13 protein-coding genes are annotated in these 16,528 nt (G+C 63.2%); 5 read left to right on the plus strand and 8 right to left on the minus strand.

All coding sequences use genetic code 11. The features are described 5' to 3' along the window. Positions 1 to 73: 73 nt before the first annotated feature. From DV706_RS12060 to DV706_RS12085, 6 genes are all read right to left on the minus strand, one after another. Entirely contained in the window at positions 74 to 1,528 is a 1,455-nt protein-coding gene (locus DV706_RS12060; protein ID WP_006064353.1) for a heme o synthase, read from the minus strand. A gap of 325 nt (positions 1,529 to 1,853) precedes the next feature. Further along, positions 1,854 to 2,051, minus strand: a complete 198-nt coding sequence (locus DV706_RS12065; RefSeq protein WP_083901990.1) for a hypothetical protein — start codon at positions 2,049 to 2,051, stop codon at positions 1,854 to 1,856. A 230-nt stretch (positions 2,052 to 2,281) separates the two neighbouring features. Next, positions 2,282 to 2,947 (minus strand): MaoC family dehydratase, encoded by a 666-nt coding sequence (locus tag DV706_RS12070; protein WP_006064354.1) that lies wholly within the window; start codon positions 2,945 to 2,947, stop codon positions 2,282 to 2,284. Positions 2,948 to 3,096: 149 nt separating this feature from the next. Next, on the minus strand, positions 3,097 to 3,921 hold the full coding sequence (locus tag DV706_RS12075; protein ID WP_006064355.1) for an alpha/beta fold hydrolase: 825 nt from the start codon (positions 3,919 to 3,921) through the stop codon (positions 3,097 to 3,099). A gap of 83 nt (positions 3,922 to 4,004) precedes the next feature. Next, positions 4,005 to 5,687, minus strand: a complete 1,683-nt coding sequence (locus tag DV706_RS12080; RefSeq protein WP_006064356.1) for a uracil-xanthine permease family protein — start codon at positions 5,685 to 5,687, stop codon at positions 4,005 to 4,007. A gap of 98 nt (positions 5,688 to 5,785) precedes the next feature. Continuing rightward, positions 5,786 to 7,981 (minus strand): VWA domain-containing protein, encoded by a 2,196-nt coding sequence (locus tag DV706_RS12085; RefSeq protein WP_006064357.1) that lies wholly within the window; start codon positions 7,979 to 7,981, stop codon positions 5,786 to 5,788. Positions 7,982 to 8,015: 34 nt separating this feature from the next. Here DV706_RS12085 and cobN point away from each other — a divergent pair, with 34 nt between their 5' ends. From cobN to DV706_RS12100, 3 genes are read left to right on the plus strand one after another with little or no spacing between them, the layout of a single operon-like run. Then, the gene (gene cobN, locus DV706_RS12090; RefSeq protein ID WP_006064358.1) at positions 8,016 to 11,954 is read left to right on the plus strand and encodes a cobaltochelatase subunit CobN; all 3,939 of its coding nucleotides are present in this window, start codon (positions 8,016 to 8,018) and stop codon (positions 11,952 to 11,954) included. Continuing rightward, positions 11,947 to 12,714 (plus strand): precorrin-8X methylmutase, encoded by a 768-nt coding sequence (locus tag DV706_RS12095; protein ID WP_006064359.1) that lies wholly within the window; start codon positions 11,947 to 11,949, stop codon positions 12,712 to 12,714. The genes cobN and DV706_RS12095 overlap by 8 nt, the downstream gene beginning before the upstream one ends. Next, positions 12,711 to 13,556 (plus strand): cobalt-precorrin-7 (C(5))-methyltransferase, encoded by an 846-nt coding sequence (locus DV706_RS12100; RefSeq protein ID WP_006064360.1) that lies wholly within the window; start codon positions 12,711 to 12,713, stop codon positions 13,554 to 13,556. The genes DV706_RS12095 and DV706_RS12100 overlap by 4 nt, the downstream gene beginning before the upstream one ends. 56 nt (positions 13,557 to 13,612) lie before the next feature. On the opposite strand, the gene DV706_RS12105 is transcribed toward DV706_RS12100, so the two are convergent. Further along, positions 13,613 to 14,575: a transcription initiation factor IIB gene (locus DV706_RS12105; protein ID WP_006064361.1), complete on the minus strand. Its 963-nt coding sequence runs from the start codon at positions 14,573 to 14,575 to the stop codon at positions 13,613 to 13,615. A gap of 162 nt (positions 14,576 to 14,737) precedes the next feature. Between DV706_RS12105 and rnhA the strand changes: the two genes are divergently transcribed. Continuing rightward, positions 14,738 to 15,331, plus strand: coding sequence for a ribonuclease HI (rnhA, locus tag DV706_RS12110; RefSeq protein WP_006064362.1), 594 nt, complete (start codon positions 14,738 to 14,740; stop codon positions 15,329 to 15,331). Positions 15,332 to 15,419: 88 nt separating this feature from the next. Further along, a complete protein-coding gene (locus DV706_RS12115; protein ID WP_006064363.1) occupies positions 15,420 to 16,064 on the plus strand; it encodes a DUF7108 family protein in 645 nt (214 codons plus the stop codon). Between the two features lie 81 nt (positions 16,065 to 16,145). On the opposite strand, the gene DV706_RS12120 is transcribed toward DV706_RS12115, so the two are convergent. Beyond that, positions 16,146 to 16,505, minus strand: coding sequence for a PadR family transcriptional regulator (locus DV706_RS12120; RefSeq protein ID WP_006064364.1), 360 nt, complete (start codon positions 16,503 to 16,505; stop codon positions 16,146 to 16,148). Between the last annotated feature and the right edge of the window lie 23 nt (positions 16,506 to 16,528).

Raw genomic sequence — 16,528 nt, forward strand, 5'->3', positions numbered from 1 at the left:
CTATGGCTGCACCACGGTTAGAAAGTGCGGTTCGACGGCGACGGGGAAGGCGTCACGGCGGAGGAGAGATCGATCAGAACAACGAGACCGAGAGGACGAGCGCATCGACGAGGATCGCGACCAACACGGCACCGAGGAACGCATTGGAGGCGTGGAACGAGCGAAACGCCGCGTCTTCGGTCTGCTCGAAGTGAAGCACGATCGCCGCCCAGAGGAAGATCCCGCCGAAGATCGAAACGGTTGCGGCATAGAGCACGCCGAGGTCGGCGATCCAGGCGAGTGCAACGGTGCCAACGAGCGTCGCCGCAATGTAGTAGAGGATGTGCTTTCGGGTCGTCGTCTCACCGCGGACAACGGGCATCATCGGGAAGCCGCCGCGAGCGTAGTCGTCTTTATACGCCAGCGCGAGATTATAGAAGTGGGCCGGTGTCCAGAGAAAAATCACGCCCGCAAGCGCGAGTGCGGGGAGTCCGATCTCGTTTGTCACGGCAGCCCAACCGATGAGCGCCGGCAGTGCGCCCGCAAGGCCACCGATGACCGTGTTCTGGACCGTGTTTGGCTTGAGCAACAGCGTGTAGACGACGCTGTAGAAGATGATCGCGGCGAGGCCCAGCGCGGCCGCGAGCAGGTTGATCGTCAGGAAGACGCCGAGCGAGGCGACCGTCAACAGCCCACCGAACGCCAGCGCGTTCCGAACTGGAATCAGCTCGTTCGCCAACGGTCGATCAGCTGTCCGCGACATCTTCTGGTCGACGTCGCGCTCGAGGACGTGGTTGTAGGTCCCCGAGGCACCGATCGCGAGGACACCGCCGCCGAGCGTGGCGACGATGACCTGAGGTGTCAGCTCTGGACCAGCAGCCAGCGCCATCCCTGCGGCAGCAACGAGACAGAGCAGCCACATCAGCCGCGGCTTCATCATCTTGAAGTACGCAAACGCGGTGAGCCGTGCTCGAGCGAGGCCGCCGGTGGGAAGCGGGTGACTGGCGACGGCCGTCCCATCGCCGGCCGCCGTATCGGGCTCGTACGGCTCGGGGTCGTCGATCGTATCGTTCTCGCTCCCAGTTGCGAGCTCGAGGTCCCACGCGAGTGCGAGGACGATCAAGGTAAAGATCACGAGTCCAAGCCCGAGATGGAGTCCGGGCGCGATTGCGGCGGGACCGGCGATCGCCGTGACGCCACCGACGCCGACCTGGACGACGTAGAGGACGGTGCCGGCGAGGATCGTTCCGCGGACGCGTCTCGAGACGTCACCGATGACGGCGGTGATGGCTGTCACGGCGACGAGGATGCCAACGAGGACAGCCGCGAGACGATGGCCCCAGGCGATCGCGAGCTCAGTTTGACTCAGTGGATCGGTCGGCGCGTGGCAGGTTGGCCACGTTGAACACGCCGACGCGGCATCCGTCAGCGACGTCGTTGCACCGATGATTAACAGGAGATACACACCGAGTGCAGTCGCTGCGAGCAGTGCAGAGAATCGTTGTCGAGTGCCGATCGGGCGGGGGAACGGCGAGGATGCGGTTGCCACAGCTATTCTCGTATGGATCGTACGACTCCGTGTACTTATGATTCCCGTTTCAGTGCTCTTCCGCAGCCCGCAGTGCTAGAATACCGACGGAAGACCGGACACAGCACCGAAATCTGCTGGCTGTCGGGGCAATGGTTGGATTCTCGAACAGGAGGATGTCCACGAGTAACTGCCAAACGGCAGTCAGTCGTGTATCGGGGACCAGAATAGCTACCTCTGAATTCCCCGTAGTCGAGAGACACTGGTGTGGCATAACATAGTTGTCCCTACATAGTTGGGGATGTCGACGCCGAACAGGACGCTCGGACGGTCGTCCAGCAGTGACTTAGTTCGAAGATTGCGCCGCTGGTGGGCCAGCATCGTCCGGGATGGAGACTCGGTGAAAATCGCCGTCACCGCAGGAACACTCGTCCGAGACGCCAATGGGCCTGATCGTCCCGTCCGGTTTCTGCTCGGAGACGTAGACGGAGTCACAGGCACGGCAGACGGCAACGATCTTTGACTGCGATTCTGAGCTACTCATTACCGTGACGATGAGACGTGCGGACATCACCATTCGCCCAAGGTGATTTGGTGGTCACGACGCCACAGGATTGCCGTCGACGACTGTGACGGACTGCTGTACCGACTTTACGGCGCGGCCGCAGTGGCGGCCTGTATCGTGTCGGCGATGACCGTGTCATGCGGAGCGGATGTCGACGGCAAGCGCACGCTTCGCGTCGGTCAGGGTTCGGCGACGCCACCGGAACGCGATCAGTTGGCAGGTTGCTCCTTGATAACGACGATCGCCTCTCCGTCGATCGCCGTTATTTCGTCGTCGGTCTCGACTGTCGTCTGGAGCCGATAGCGTGTCTCGCCAAGTTTCTCAATGATTTTACAGTTGGCGGTGACAGTCGTGCCGATTTCGACCGGCGCACGGAACTCGAGGTCCTGTGAGAGATAGATCGTGAGCCCGGGGAAACGGGCCAGCGCAGCGCTGATCGTTCCGGCGACGAGTGTGCCATGGGCGATTCGACCGCCGAACTGCGTCTGTTCGGCGAACGACTCGGTCAGATGGAGTTGATTGGTGTCACCGGAGATGTGGGCGAACGCGGAGACGTCGGTGTCATCGATCGTCTTGGTGAACCGGACGTACTCACCGACATCGAGGTCGTCGTAGTCGTCGACCGATCGCTCCATCAGCCACGCCTCGTTACCGAAGGCGAGTTCGGTGATCGGTGCCTCTGCGTTCTCAGGCCTGCGTCGTGTCGTGATCGTGCTTGTCTCGCTCTCGCTCGAGGGCGAGATCCCCATTGCTGCGAGGAACGCGTTGTTGGCCTCGAGATAGCTGTTGACAACGTGTTTCGAAACACTGGACCAGTGCTCGTTTGACGGTACCGTGCTGTCGGTGGCGTCGGACTCCGGACAATTGCTGCTCATAAGTGTGAGGGATTCGTGGCTGGCGTTCCGATTACTATGTGGTCCCGACACATGATAGCCTTTTGCATGCAATCAACTTCCACTCGCTGCCAAATCGTGTTGGCTTTCGGAGCGTTACTGTTCATAATTCGTACGTGTTGGGGCGGACATTACCGCGCTGCCGGGTCGAGAAACGACTCGGTCGCAGCGTTGAATGCGTTCGGCCGGTCCTGATTGACGAGATGGCCCGAGTTCGAGAGTTCGAGTCGCTCGCCGTCGGCGACCTCCGAGACGAGTTGCCGTCCCTGTTGTTTGACCAGCGGGACCTCCTGTTCACCGTGGATCACGAGCGTCGGCGTTTCGACGTGAGAGAGATCAGACGGCTCGTACCGGTAGAGCGCGCTGAACACCTTCCGAAACTCGCGGCGAGAGATCTCGCCAACGGCATCCAGCGCCGTCGAGCGCACCGCCGGATCCACTGACAGCCACTGCTCACCGGTTGTTGCCTGAATCGACAGCAGCAACGACCGAAACATCATCTCTGGCCCCGTCATCGACAGCGTCGTCGTCAATGCTGGCAGCGGAGAAATAAACGGTTTCATCCCTGCTGGCAGGGTTACTGGCGGCATCGAGCGAACCGCACCGCCGAGGATTGCGCCCGCTGCGCGATCTGGATGGCGAGTCAGATACTCCTGGGCGACCATCGAGCCAAGCGAGAGCCCACAGAGAATCGGGTCTTCGACGTCGAGTTCCGAGAACAGCGCCTCGAGGTCGTCGGTAAACAGTTCGATCGAGTACTGGCTGGAGTCAGTTGCACCAGTCTTGCCATGGCCACGGACGTCGAGGATGACCACCTGATACTCATCAGCGAAGCGCTCGACCTGTGGCGCCCAGGTCTGTCCGTTCATCCAGCCGCCGTGAATGAACACGAGCGGCTGGCCGTCGCCGTGTGTCTCATACCAGAGTGAGCCGTCCTCGAGTGGAAGTGTTGCCATTACTACTGTTTGTCGGGCGCTGGACGTATAGCTCGACGGGTTGCATACACTGTGAGAAAACAGCCAAAACGGGTGGCGCGACCTCAGTTGCGCCTGTCGGTGTCGGCGTCCGAGCCGGTCCAGCGCTCCCAGAACGTTTCGAACTCGGCGTCGTCTTCGGTGAGTCGGTCCCACTCGGCCAGCCCGCGTTCCTCGCGGCTGCCCGGAATCGTGTTGTCGAGAACGAGCGCTGCGAGCCCGCCGACAGCCATCCCCGTCGAGCCGATGATGAACACGGTGTCAACGAGCGCCTGCATCGCGGCTTCGAGCGATGCCGCGACGACGGTGCCGGCGATCACGTCCGCCTCGAGCAGCGGCGCGAGCGTGGCCTCGAGGGCGACCGCATCGCGGAACTCGAGTGTCGAGCCGAAGTTAGCCATGTACTCGGGGATGGCCAACCCGACGAACAGCGCAAAGCCGATGACGAAGACGTTTCTCGAGGAGTCGAGATCGACGTGTTTGAGATTGGAGATGCCGACGGCGACGATCTGCGCGAACATCGCGATGAAGAGGCCACCGACGATCGGATCCGGAATCGTCGCGATCAGCTGGCCGAAGTAGCCGACGAAGCCGACGACGAGCATGACGGCCGCGCCGATCTGGACGACGTAGCGGGAGGCGACGCCAGTGAGCCCGATCGCACCGACGTTTTCCGAATAGGATGTCGAGCCACCGGTGCCCATAATGCCGGAGAAGACGTTCATCACTCCCTCCATCCCGATGCCGTGGTTGATCCGTTTCTCACTCGGTGCGCCAGACCCCGTCATATTCGCCACGGCGTAGTAGTCGCCGATACTTTCGACGATCGAGGCGAGCACACCGGCGAACATCCCGATAATGAACGCGGTCGTGATCTCAGGGGTTCCCCACTGGAACGGGTAGATCGGCAAGAGGAGCGACGTGTCGGTGACTTCACCCAGCGGAACGTAGCCCGGGTGATCCCCGGAGAGAACGCCGTCGATCGTGATCGGACCAAGTTCGATTGGGCCGATCGAGACGGGACCGAATGTCCCATCGACCGACAACGCCGCGGCGGCGATCCAGGCGATCGAAATCGCCAGAATAACCGGGTACAGACGGAACGCCTTGTGTTTGAGATCGAGATACTGCGAGAACAGGACGATGAGCACGAGCGTCAGTCCGAGCAGCCACCAGCTCTGGTCGACTGTCGTAATCTGTGGTGCGTCGAACAGCGCCAGTCCGATCAGTGCGATCGTCGGGGCGATGACGACGGGCGAGAGAAACCGCTGGAGTTTGCCGACGAGCCCGAAATAGCCCATCGCGACCTGAACGGCCGCGGCGACGATGATCGCACCCTGTAGCTGTAGGAGTGCGGCCTGCCAGTCTGTCCCGGCACCGCCGACACCGCCAGCGGTGACGACGGCGATGATTGCCAGCGCGGGTGCAAGCATCGAAAACGGCGCGCCCTGCACGATCGGGTAGCGGTTCCCGAACGTCGTCTGTGCCAGCGTCGCGATCCCCGAGACGACGAAAAACGTGCCGATAAACTGGGCAGTCACGTCGGCCGGCATCTCCATCGCACTCGCCAGAATCAGCGGCACCGCGATGTTCGCACCGACCATCGTCAGATAATGCTGGATGCCAAGCACCGTCGACTCACCCAGCGGCGGTCGGTCGTCGATTCCGTACTCGATCTGGTCGCTGACGTCGCGATCAACCTCGTCGCCAGCGCCCCTGTCTACGTCTTTGTCCCCCTCATCAGTCATAGACTCGTCGGATAACGTGCGAGGGGGGTCAAAGACGTATTGATCCACACCGGCGCTGGCACGCCGTAACGCGGTTCGGCGTCACTCGACCGCCAACGTTAGGACTCGTCCGTGGCAGCCTGGTTCGCCGCCGTCCGAACCGTCTCGACCGACAGCGACTCGAGATTGACCAGTTCGCCGTCCGTTTCGTCCGCGACCAGTTTCGAGAGGCCAGCCCGGCTGTCGTCGCCGGCGTCGACGACGATCACCGTCGCCTCGTCGGCCGCGAGCCCGCGTGCAGCCTGCCGTGTCGCCGCCGTCGGGCTCCCGTCGGCGACGTTCGCCCGTCCGTCCGTCACGAGCACGACGACCGAGGCATCCGTCTCCGCGCGCTCGAGCACCCGTCTCGAGGTCTCGAGCCCGGCGGGGAGCGGCGTGCGATCCCCTGACGGTAGCTCTTTGAGGTGGCGTGCGGCGAGCGAGACGCTGTCGGTCGGGGGCAACAGCACGTCGGCGTCGTCGCCCGCGAAGGCGACGAACGCGACCTGATCGCGCTGCTGGTAGCTGTCCCGAAGCAGTTCGAGGACGACGCCTTTGGCGGTCTCCATCGCGGGTCGCATCGAGGCGCTGGCGTCGACGGCGAAGACGATGGTCACCGACGTCTCACCGGCCCGAACCGACTGTCGGAGATCCGCTTTCTCGACGCGCGAACTCCCACGGGCGGCAGCCGATCGGACCGACGCCGCCGCGTCGATGGCACCGTCGCCCGAGGCGGGTTCAGTCCGGACGCGTGCCCCGCGGTTGTCGACGCTTGGCGTCGTACTCGCGCGTGAGCCACCGGCAGCCGTCGAGTCGCGGCTCTCGACGGCCGGCGACTCGAGGTCGGGTGCTCGAGCCTCGCCGACGTCGGCGATTTCGGCGCGCTGCTGGCCGGGAACCAGCGGCTGGGCCTCGTCTTCCCTGTCGCCGTCCTCCCCCTCCTGCTCACCCGAGTCGTCAGTCTCGTCGCCATCGCCATCCCCGTCAGGACCAGTGTCGGCGGGTGACGGCTCGCCACCGGCTGTGTCGCCGCTGTCGTCGGGGCGCTCGTCGTCACCAGCGCCGTCGGGCCCGTCGCTCGAGCCATCACCACCATCGCTTCCGTCCGCAGGCCCCGAATCGGCGTCGTCGTGGCCGTCGTTACGATCCTCGCCGCCGGACTCGTTTCCCGTCTCACCGTCCCCGTCGACCTCCGAATCGCTCTCGCCGTCGGCGTCGTCAGCCTCGTTCTCATCCCCGTCCGACTCCTCCTCGTCAAAGCGGTCCTCGAGGATGTCCTCGAGCTCCGGCTCGTCTTCGAACGGCGTGCTCCGCAGGCGGTGGGGCAGCGCGTAGCGGGCGGCTTCGTAGACGTCCGACTCGATGACTGTCGTCCGCCCCTCGAGTGCGGCGATCGTCTTCGCAGCTCGGGCCGTTGCGACGTCGCCACGGTGGCCGTCGACGCCGGCCTCGAGACAGAGCCCGGCGATCTCCGTTTTAAACTCGGCCGGGAGCGTCACGCTCGAGAGCCGATCACGGGCTGTGGCAAGCTCCTCGCGGCGCGTTTCGACTGCGTCGGTGCACGCCATCGGATCGTCGTCGCCGCGGTCTCCAAGTGCTCGATCGATGATCTCCACGCGGTCCTCGAGGTCTCGACAGCCTTCGACAGTCGCCTGGAGGGCGAAGCGATCACGAAGCTGCGGACGGAGGTCGCCTTCCTCGGGGTTCATCGTCCCGATGAGGGTGAACTCGGCCGGGTGTGAGCGGCTGATCCCATCGCGTTCGACGGTGTTGATGCCGCTCGCAGCAGCGTCGAGGATGACGTCCACGAGGTGGTCGTCGAGTAAGTTCACCTCGTCGACGTAGAGAATGCCGCGATTTGCACGCGCCAGCAGGCCGGGGTCGAAGTCGGCCTCACCGGCCAATGCGTCCTCGACCGAGAGCGTGCCGACGACGCGGTCTCGAGTCGCCCCTAGGGGGAGCGTTACGAGCGGGACTGGTCGCGTCTCGACCGGCAGTTCTGCGGGATCGCGCTCGCGACAGTCCGCACACTGCCGGCTCGGGTCGTCGGGCGAACAGCCGTAGGGGCAGTCGGCAACCGCTTGCTGTTCGGGGAGCAGATCGACAAGTCCCCTGACGGCAGTCGACTTCGCGGTCCCCTTCTCGCCACTAATAAGTGCGCCGTCGAGCCCGTCGTTGGCCGCGACGGCGAGCAGCACGCGTTTGAGCTCGTTTTGCCCGACGATCGCCGGAAAAGGAAGTGACGACAACTTTTTGTCCCCAGCGTCTGCAACCATATTTGAGCTAACACAACAGAGGTTTAAAAACGCGATGACACGGATTGGGATCTACACCGCGACGGAGAACGAACTCGGCTCGATTGGACGGGCCGCCGAGCGCCTCGAGGACGTCGAACTGGTCGTTCGGTCGGAAAGCGACCTGGATGACGAGGCCGACATCGAGGAGTTCGTTGAGGAATTGACCGACGCCACGGCAGCGATTTTCTGGCTGCACGGCGCCGAAGACAGCATGCCGGGCTACGAGTATGCGACGGCTACCCTCGAAGAGGCGGGGGTTCCCCTGATCGTCAAGGCGACCGGCGACGCCTACGCCATCGAGGACACGACGGTCAGTGCGACCCATCGTGACCTCGCCTACGAGTACCTCGAGAAAGGCGGGACGATCAACACGGCGAACCTGTGTCGCTTCCTCATCGCCGAGTACGAGGGCCGCGACGTCGACTACGACGAGCCGGCGACACTCCCAACGGAGGGAGTCTACCACCCCGACCATCCGGGCATCGAGTACGAAGGCCTGCTCGAGACCCACGACCCCGACAAGCCGACGGTCGCGGTCTGGTTCTACGAATCCCACTGGACCCACGAGAACACCCGCTACGTCGACGCCCAAGTTCGGGCGCTCGAGGAGCAGGGTGCGAACGCGCTCCCGATCTTCTGTAATCCGGCGACGGATACGGACGAACAGGAAGACGCTGAGTGGGTGACCGACACGTGGCTGATAGACGACGCGGGCAAGCCGATCGTCGACGCCGTGCTCTCTTCGTTTATGTTCTCGCTCTCGATGGACGAGCGCGGCCGCAGCGCCAGCGATGAGGGCTCGAGTGCTGAGGACGTCTTCCTCGACCGGCTCGGGGTGCCGGTCTTGCAGACGGTCACCACGATGCGCTCGCGCTCGCGATACGAATCCAGCGACACCGGCGTGATGGGCTTCGAACTCGCCCTCTCCGTGGCACTGCCGGAGTTCGACGGTAACGTCATTACGCACCCCATCTCGGGCAAAGAGCGCACCGACGACGAGGCCGGCATCGGCAGCGCGCCGAAACACCACTACCCGATCGATGACCGTGTCGACCACGCGACCCGGCTGGCAGTCAACTGGGCACAACTACGACACACGCCGAACGAGGACAAGCAGATCGCTGTCGTCCTCCACAACTACCCACCGAGCGACGACGGGATCGGGACCGCCTTCGGACTCGACTCGCCCGAGTCGACCGTGAACCTGCTCGCAGAACTCGAGTCTCGAGGGTACGAGTTAGGCGGCGATATGCCCGAGGACGGCCAGACACTCGTCGAGAAACTGACCGCCCAACTCACCCTCGAGGACCGTTGGGTCGCGCCCGAGGACGTTCGCGACCTGTCGGTCGACGTGGTTTCCGCAGACACCTACGAGCAGTGGTTCTCGGATGCCGACGAGCGATTTCAGGAGAATATTCTCGAGGAGTGGGGTGACGTTCCGGACCGGCCGTTCGCGATTCCGGGCGTCGAGTTCGGCAACGTGCTCGTCACCGTTCAGCCCCCACGTGGGTTCGGCATGGACCCTTCGAAAGTGTACCACGACTCGGACCTGCAGCCACCCCACGACTACTACGCCTTCTACGGCTGGCTCCGAAACGAGTTCGAGGCCGACGGGGTCGTCCATCTGGGAACCCACGGCAGCCTCGAGTGGCTCCCCGGCAAGACTGTCGGGCTCAACGGCGCAAGCGCGCCGGATCAGCTGATCGACGACATTCCGAACGTCTACCCCTACATCGTCAACAACCCCGGCGAGGGGACCCAGGCCAAGCGGCGCTCGTATGCCGCCATCGTCGACTACCTCACGCCAGTTATGCGAAACGCCGGCACGTACGACGAGCTATCCGAACTCGAGGAACTCGCCAACCAGTACCGAGAGGCCGGGATGGAAGACGCCCGTGCCGACGACGGCGAACATCTCGAGGGTCTCATGCGCGAGACAGTCGAGGAGTTGGATCTCGCGGTCGAGTTGGGTATCACAGGTACCATCGACGAGAAAGCCGACGTTCGCGGCCCCGACGAGGCCGGCTCGACGCTCGCTGAAGGCGACGTCGAGGGCGATGCGCTCGAAATCGACGATCTCGTCGAACGGATTCACGAGTATCTCACCGACGTGAAGACGACCCAGATCCGACTCGGGCTCCATACGATGTCCGAGCCGCCGGAAGGTGAGCGTCTGACCGAGTATCTCGTCGCGCTGACCCGCCTCGAGAACCCCGGCGCGCCGAGCCTGCGCGAGAGCGTGGCGGGCGCACTGGGCGTCGACTACGAGATGATGCTCGACTCGCCGGGAACGTACGACGACGCGCTTGGCATGACGTATGCCGAGGCCGCCGACGTCGTCTACGAGACCAGCGTCGACTTGATCGAGACGCTCGCGGCGAACGAGTTCGACGTCCCCGTCTCGGAACGCGAGATGCGGTCCGACGACGTCTCGTCCGAGCGCCGCGAGGACGAGGCTCGTCAGACGAAGTCTGACGGTGAGGTCAACATCAACCTCCTGATCGTCGACCTCGAGACGATCGGCGACGCGCGGGCGAAGCCAGGAGCCCACGACGACCTCCGGAAGGCCCTCGCGTACATCTGTGAGGAGGCCCAGCCCCGCGTGCAGGGTGCCGAAGACGAGATCCCGAGAACTGCGGACGCACTCTCGGGTGAGTACGTCCCGCCAGGCGGGTCGGGCGCGCCGACTCGCGGCGGCGTCGACTTGCTGCCGACTGCGCGGAACTTCTACACGCTCGATCCGCGCAAGGTGCCGGCGAAGGCCGCCTGGCAGGTCGGAAGCGAGGTCGCCGAGGGCGTCCTCGAGCGCCACTACAGCGAAAACGACGAGTACCCCGAGGAGATCGGCGTCGTGGCGTGGGGGACCCCCACGGTACGAACCCGCGGCGAGACGATCGCGCAGGTGCTCGCGATGATGGGTGTCGAACCCCAGTGGACTGACGCCGGTCGCATCGACGACGTCGAGCCGATCTCACTCGAGGACCTCGACCGACCCAGGATCGACGTTACCACGCGCGTCTCCGGGCTGTTCCGGGATGCGTTCCCTGCCGCGGCGGGTGTTATCCACGACGCCGTCGACGCCGTGGTCGACCTCGACGAACCCCACGAGATGAACTACGTGAAGAAACACGTCGAGGAAGAGCAAGCCGACCTCGAGGACGACGGGCTGGACGAGAAAGCGGCCCGAAAAGCGGCGAAACACCGCGTCTTCACGACGAAACCCGGTGGCTACGGAGCCGGCACGAACAAGGCCGTCGACGAGGGCAACTGGGACGACCGCTCGGATCTCGCAAGCGTTTACGTCCAGTGGGGCGGCTACGCCATGGGGTCGCGCGGCCGCGTCTCCGACGCCCACGGCGCCTTCGAACGGCGACTCTCGAGTGTCGACGCGACGGTCAAACTCGAGGACACGATGGAGCAAGACGAGTTCGACTCCTCGGACTGGTACGCCTTCCACGGCGGGTTCATCTCCGCGGTGTCGGAGATCTCGGGCGAGGAACCCGCCTCGTACGTGGGTGACTCCTCCGATCCGGATAACGTGGACGTCTACACCAACGAAGAGAAGGTCCGCAAGGCCATGCGCGCCCGCGTGCTCAACCCCGACTGGCTCGAGTCGATGGAAGACCACGGCTACAAGGGTGCTGGCGATCTCTCGACGACGGTCGACGTGACGCTGGGCTGGGACGCCACGACCGGCGTCGTCAGCGACACGCTCTGGGAGGAGGTCGCCGGAAAATTCGCCTTCGACGAGGATCGCCAGGAGTGGATGCGCGAGGTGAACCCGTGGGCGCTCGAGTCCATCACGGACACCTTACTCGAGGCCATCGAGCGCGATCTTTGGGACGCCGACGACGAGACGGTCGATCGGCTGCGCGATCTGAACCTCGAGGTCGAAGGTGATCTCGAGGCGCGGACGACCAATCCGGCGATGGAGGTGACGAACGATGACTGAGCAATCGGAGTTCGAGGACGAGTACGCCGATCTGGGTGCGACGACCCAGAACGCGATGGATATCGCGGAGACGAGCATGGATATCGTCCGGCAGTTCGTGCCGGACGAGACGCTGGCCGACCGAATTCGACAGAAGTCGGTCCACTCGATGGGCGACATCGAGTTCCAGCATCTGATCAAATTTACGGGATGTGACGGGATCGGCGACGACGAGGACGCCCCCGTTCGCGCCGGCGCACGGGCCGTCCTCGAGGAGGCGACCATCGTCACCGATATTACGATGTCGAAAGCCGGGATCACCGGCCGCGGCCACAACTGTGAGAAGCGCAAGGCGATCGGTAACGGGGCCGAACTAGCGAAAGAAACAGGGATGACACGGACCGCAGCTTCGGTGCTCGAACTCGACAAACAGGGCGTCTACGACGGTGCGATCGCCGTGATCGGCAACGCCCCGACGGCCGCGTTCGCGCTTGCAGACTGTATCGAAAACGGCACACGCCCTGCGGCAATCGTCGCGACGCCGGTCGGCTTCGTCAAAGCCGAGGAGAGCCGCCAGCGCATCCGCGAGGTCAGCGAGGCCTACGACGTGCCGGCGATAACCAACGTCGGTCGCCGCGGCGGCAGCGGACTGGCAGCCGCGCTGACGAACGAGCTGATCCACGTCGCAAAAGACGCCCGGACCGAGGATCTCGAGTTAGAGCTCGACGCCGAGACGCGAGCGGCACAAGACGGAGACCACGCGACCGAGGGCGAGCAATGAGCGACGAGTACGATCTCGAGTCGGGGCCGGATCCGGCGACGTTCGCCGCGGCAGTGCCGGAGCCAGATATCGATGAGGCGACTGACGACCCAGTCTACGCCGTCGGCGTCGGGCCGGGAAATCAGGAGTTTCTCACGCCCCGCGGCAGGCGGGCACTCAGCGAGGCCGACGTCGTCGTCGGCTTCACGACCGTTGTCGAGTTCGTCGAGGACCTGACCGACGCCGACCTGCTGACCTGTGGCTACAAAGACGAGGCCGAAGCGCTCGAGGCGTTCGGCGAACGTGTCGCAAATGGCGAGTCGGGAACGGCCGTCGCGATGGGCGACCCCAACCACTCGGGGTATCAGTTCGTCGGGAAAGTCCAAGACGCCGTGGAGCGCGCTTCCACGAGCCCTGACTCGCAGGCTCGTCAGGACGCCATAGAATGTGAAGATCCAGAGACACCAGTTCGCGTCGTCCCCGGCATCTCCTCGATCCAGATGGCTGCAAGCCGTGCCCGAACGCCGATGGAAGACACCGAGTTCGTCACACTGCACAAAAGTGGCGACCTCGAGGCCGATATGGACCGGCTCGCCGCCGCCGTCACCGAGGACGAACGCCACCTGCTCGTGCTTCCACGGCCGTACGACCGGATGCCCGGCGATCTCGCCCAGTTCCTGCTCGAGGAGGGAGCCGAACCGGACCTCGAGGCGCTGGTCTTGGAGAAGCTGACCCACGAGGACGAGCAAATTCACCGCTTTACGCTTGCCGAGCTATCCGAACACGCTGGTGGCAGCGGCGAATCCGAGACGCCGTTTTCGGACCTGATCGTGCTGGCGGTTCGACAGCCAGTATCGGGGTAGTCCAGCGCGTACACGCGCTCTCCGTAATAAAAAGGCGAAACTGGTGAGTGGACGAGTTAGCCGTGAATTCCCATCGCTTCGATCTGTTCTTGATATCGATTCCGGATCGTCACCTCGGTCACCTGGGCCACATCGGCGACCTCGCGTTGGGTCTTTTTCTCGTTGCAAAGCAACGACGCGGCGTAGATTGCAGCGGCGGCGTAGCCGGTGGGTGACTTGCCCGAAAGCAGTCCTTCTTCGGCCGTTTTCTCGATGATTTCGTTGGCCTTCGTCTGGACTTCTTCGGAGAGTTCGAGTTCAGAACAGAAGCGGGGAACGTACTTTTTCGGGTCGACGGGACGCATCTCGAGGCCGAGTTCCTGTGAGATGTACCGATACGTGCGACCGATCTCCTTGCGTTCGACGCGGGAGACTTCCGAGATTTCTTCTAAACTGCGCGGAATCCCTTCTTTCCGACAGGCAGCGTACAGCGCGGATGTCGCGACACCTTCGATCGATCGACCGCGGATGAGGTCTTCTTTGAGCGCGCGGCGATAGATCACTGACGCGACCTCCCGTACCGAGCGCGGGACGCCAAGCGCCGAAGCCATCCGGTCGATCTCGCTGAGTGCAAACTGGAGGTTCCGTTCGCCTGCGTCTTTGGTTCGGATGCGTTCTTGCCACTTGCGCAACCGATGCATCTGGCTGCGCTTTTTCGAGGAGATAGAGCGGCCGTAGGCGTCTTTGTCCTTCCAGTCAATCGTCGTCGTCAGCCCCTTGTCGTGCATCGTCTGTGTCGTCGGCGCACCGACGCGGGACTTTTGTTGCCGTTCCTGGTGGTTGAACGCCCGCCACTCAGGACCGGGATCGATCTTTTCTTCCTCCACGACGAGCCCACAGTCTTCACAGATGAGCTCACCCCGGTCGGAGTCTTTTACGAGATTTTCCGATTCACACTCAGGGCATGCACGAACCCCTTCCTGATCCTCGGTCTCGTCCGTCTCACGCGTTCGCTCCCGCTGGCGGGTGGACCGTGTCATCGCACTTTTATAGTAGTATCACCAACGTATATAAACTCTTGGGTCGAGTTTTCATCCGTTGTCGCTAATTGCCCGAAATCAGGCCACACAGCGCTTCAAGGACAAGGTTTACAATTCGGAACCGGAAAGACTTTATCCGATTCTGGCCGACAACAGCCACGAATGCCGGTTATCGAGTGCGACGTCGAGGCCGCTCGAGAACGACTCGAGGATGCAGGAGTAGCTGTCGAATCGGGAAACACCGACCACGAGCGCTGGCGAGCAAGCCGTGAGGGCGCGACAGCGGTCGCCTACGACGATAAAATCGTCATCCAGGGTGAGAACCCACAGGATATCGAGGCACTGCTGCGCGAGGACGGCGGCCGCGCGCACGTCTATTTTGACGGTGCCTGTCGCGGCAACCCGGGCCCTGCAGCCACCGGCTGGGTGATCGTTACTGGCGACGGCATCGTCGCCGAAGGCGGTGAGCGGATCGGGACGACGACGAACAATCAGGCCGAGTACGCGGCACTGATCTCGGCACTCGAGACGGCCCGCGATTACGGCTACGACGAAGTCCACGTTCGCGGTGACTCTGAGCTGATCGTCAAGCAGGTCCGCGGAGAGTACGATACGAACAACCCGGAACTGCGCGAACAGCGTGTCACCGTCCACGAGCTGCTGTCTGCGTTCGATGAGTGGACACTCGAGCACGTCCCTCGTGAGATTAACGCTCGTGCCGACCGTCTGGCGAACGAGGTGCTCGATCAGGGATGAGCGCTCTCACGGCGCCTCACAGACGAGGCGGCGACGGCTCGGCGACGAGACCAGCAAGGGAAAAGTCCTCGAGCGCGTACGGATCAGTATGACCGATTCGAACGAGCGCCAAAGTGGCGCCGATGGGGCCGACAACCCAGAAGTCGATGCAGTCGACGCCGGCCACGAAGAGCTCCCTGCCGATGTCGTCGACGAAGCCGAACGACTCACTCGCCTCACGCGGACGACTCCCGATGAAAGCGAGGCACAGGCCCACGCACAGCGACGGGCCGAACTCCTCGAGGACCACGATTTTACAGCCCGTATTCGCGACGATGATGGTGACGACGTGCTCGTGCTCCATCCCGAGGAGTGGCACGACAAGGCAGAAGGCGTCATCAGGACCGATCGTATCGACGATCTCTCCCGTGCAGTCGAGGTCCCACTAGAAGGAACTGGCGACCCCGACGACTGGGACGTCGTCGACGCGCACAACCGAGAGCTTGTCAAACAGGTGCGAGCGAGCCACGGCGATATCCATGGCGACAACGCGACCGCACTGGCCGATTTCGTCGGCAACCATTATGCAAAACAGATCGAAGCGATGACCGACGAGGAGCTGTCGGAGTTTCGGACGGAGTACTTCGTGCGAAACAGCTGGCCATCGGACGAGCAACGAGCCGTGATCGACGAGTCGATCAGACTCGTCTACGAGACTGCCGAAGAGCCGATGCCTGACACACAGATCCGGTGAATCGCCTCGGAGTCACGTCCTGAGGGATTCTTCGATACCGCGTGATGAAAAACTGCTTCTGGTGGAGTTGGGGAGTCGCGTTCAGTAGCTGTTCTCGACGATCTCGTTGATCTCGTCGGCGCGGTCGTCGCCCGTGACGACCTTCGAGAGCGTCCATTCGATGCCGTCGAGGACGGCCTCGTAGCCGTCGTCGGTCAGCGAGTACTGGTTGGTTCGCTTGTCGAGTTCGCTCTTCTCGACTAGACCGAGGTCGACGAGCTCGTCGAGGTTCGGGTAGAGACGTCCGTGGTTTACTTCCGTTCCGTAGTAGTCCTCGAGTTCGCGTTTGATCGCCAGGCCGTACATCGGCTCTTTAGCGAGGATGACGAGGATGTTGTTCTGGAACGCTGTAAGCTCGCGTGCAATACTCTGTCCGTCGGTGATTGATTGTGCCTCTGACATACTTTTGCAAATGTCATCAGACT

Source organism: Natronorubrum bangense, assembly GCF_004799645.1.
Taxonomy (GTDB): Archaea; Halobacteriota; Halobacteria; order Halobacteriales; family Natrialbaceae; genus Natronorubrum; species Natronorubrum bangense.

Bases quoted from the DNA above. Each gene is read 5' to 3' on its own strand.
- DV706_RS12065 (WP_083901990.1), bottom strand. From the start codon at position 2,051: ATGAGTAGCTCAGAATCGCAGTCAAAGATCGTTGCCGTCTGCCGTGCC.
- DV706_RS12070 (WP_006064354.1), bottom strand. From the start codon at position 2,947: ATGAGCAGCAATTGTCCGGAGTCCGACGCCACCGACAGCACGGTACCG.
- DV706_RS12075 (WP_006064355.1), bottom strand. From the start codon at position 3,921: ATGGCAACACTTCCACTCGAGGACGGCTCACTCTGGTATGAGACACAC.
- DV706_RS12080 (WP_006064356.1), bottom strand. From the start codon at position 5,687: ATGACTGATGAGGGGGACAAAGACGTAGACAGGGGCGCTGGCGACGAG.
- DV706_RS12085 (WP_006064357.1), bottom strand. From the start codon at position 7,981: ATGGTTGCAGACGCTGGGGACAAAAAGTTGTCGTCACTTCCTTTTCCG.
- cobN (WP_006064358.1), top strand. From the start codon at position 8,016: ATGACACGGATTGGGATCTACACCGCGACGGAGAACGAACTCGGCTCG.
- DV706_RS12095 (WP_006064359.1), top strand. From the start codon at position 11,947: ATGACTGAGCAATCGGAGTTCGAGGACGAGTACGCCGATCTGGGTGCG.
- DV706_RS12100 (WP_006064360.1), top strand. From the start codon at position 12,711: ATGAGCGACGAGTACGATCTCGAGTCGGGGCCGGATCCGGCGACGTTC.
- DV706_RS12105 (WP_006064361.1), bottom strand. From the start codon at position 14,575: ATGACACGGTCCACCCGCCAGCGGGAGCGAACGCGTGAGACGGACGAG.
- rnhA (WP_006064362.1), top strand. From the start codon at position 14,738: ATGCCGGTTATCGAGTGCGACGTCGAGGCCGCTCGAGAACGACTCGAG.
- DV706_RS12115 (WP_006064363.1), top strand. From the start codon at position 15,420: ATGACCGATTCGAACGAGCGCCAAAGTGGCGCCGATGGGGCCGACAAC.
- DV706_RS12120 (WP_006064364.1), bottom strand. From the start codon at position 16,505: ATGTCAGAGGCACAATCAATCACCGACGGACAGAGTATTGCACGCGAG.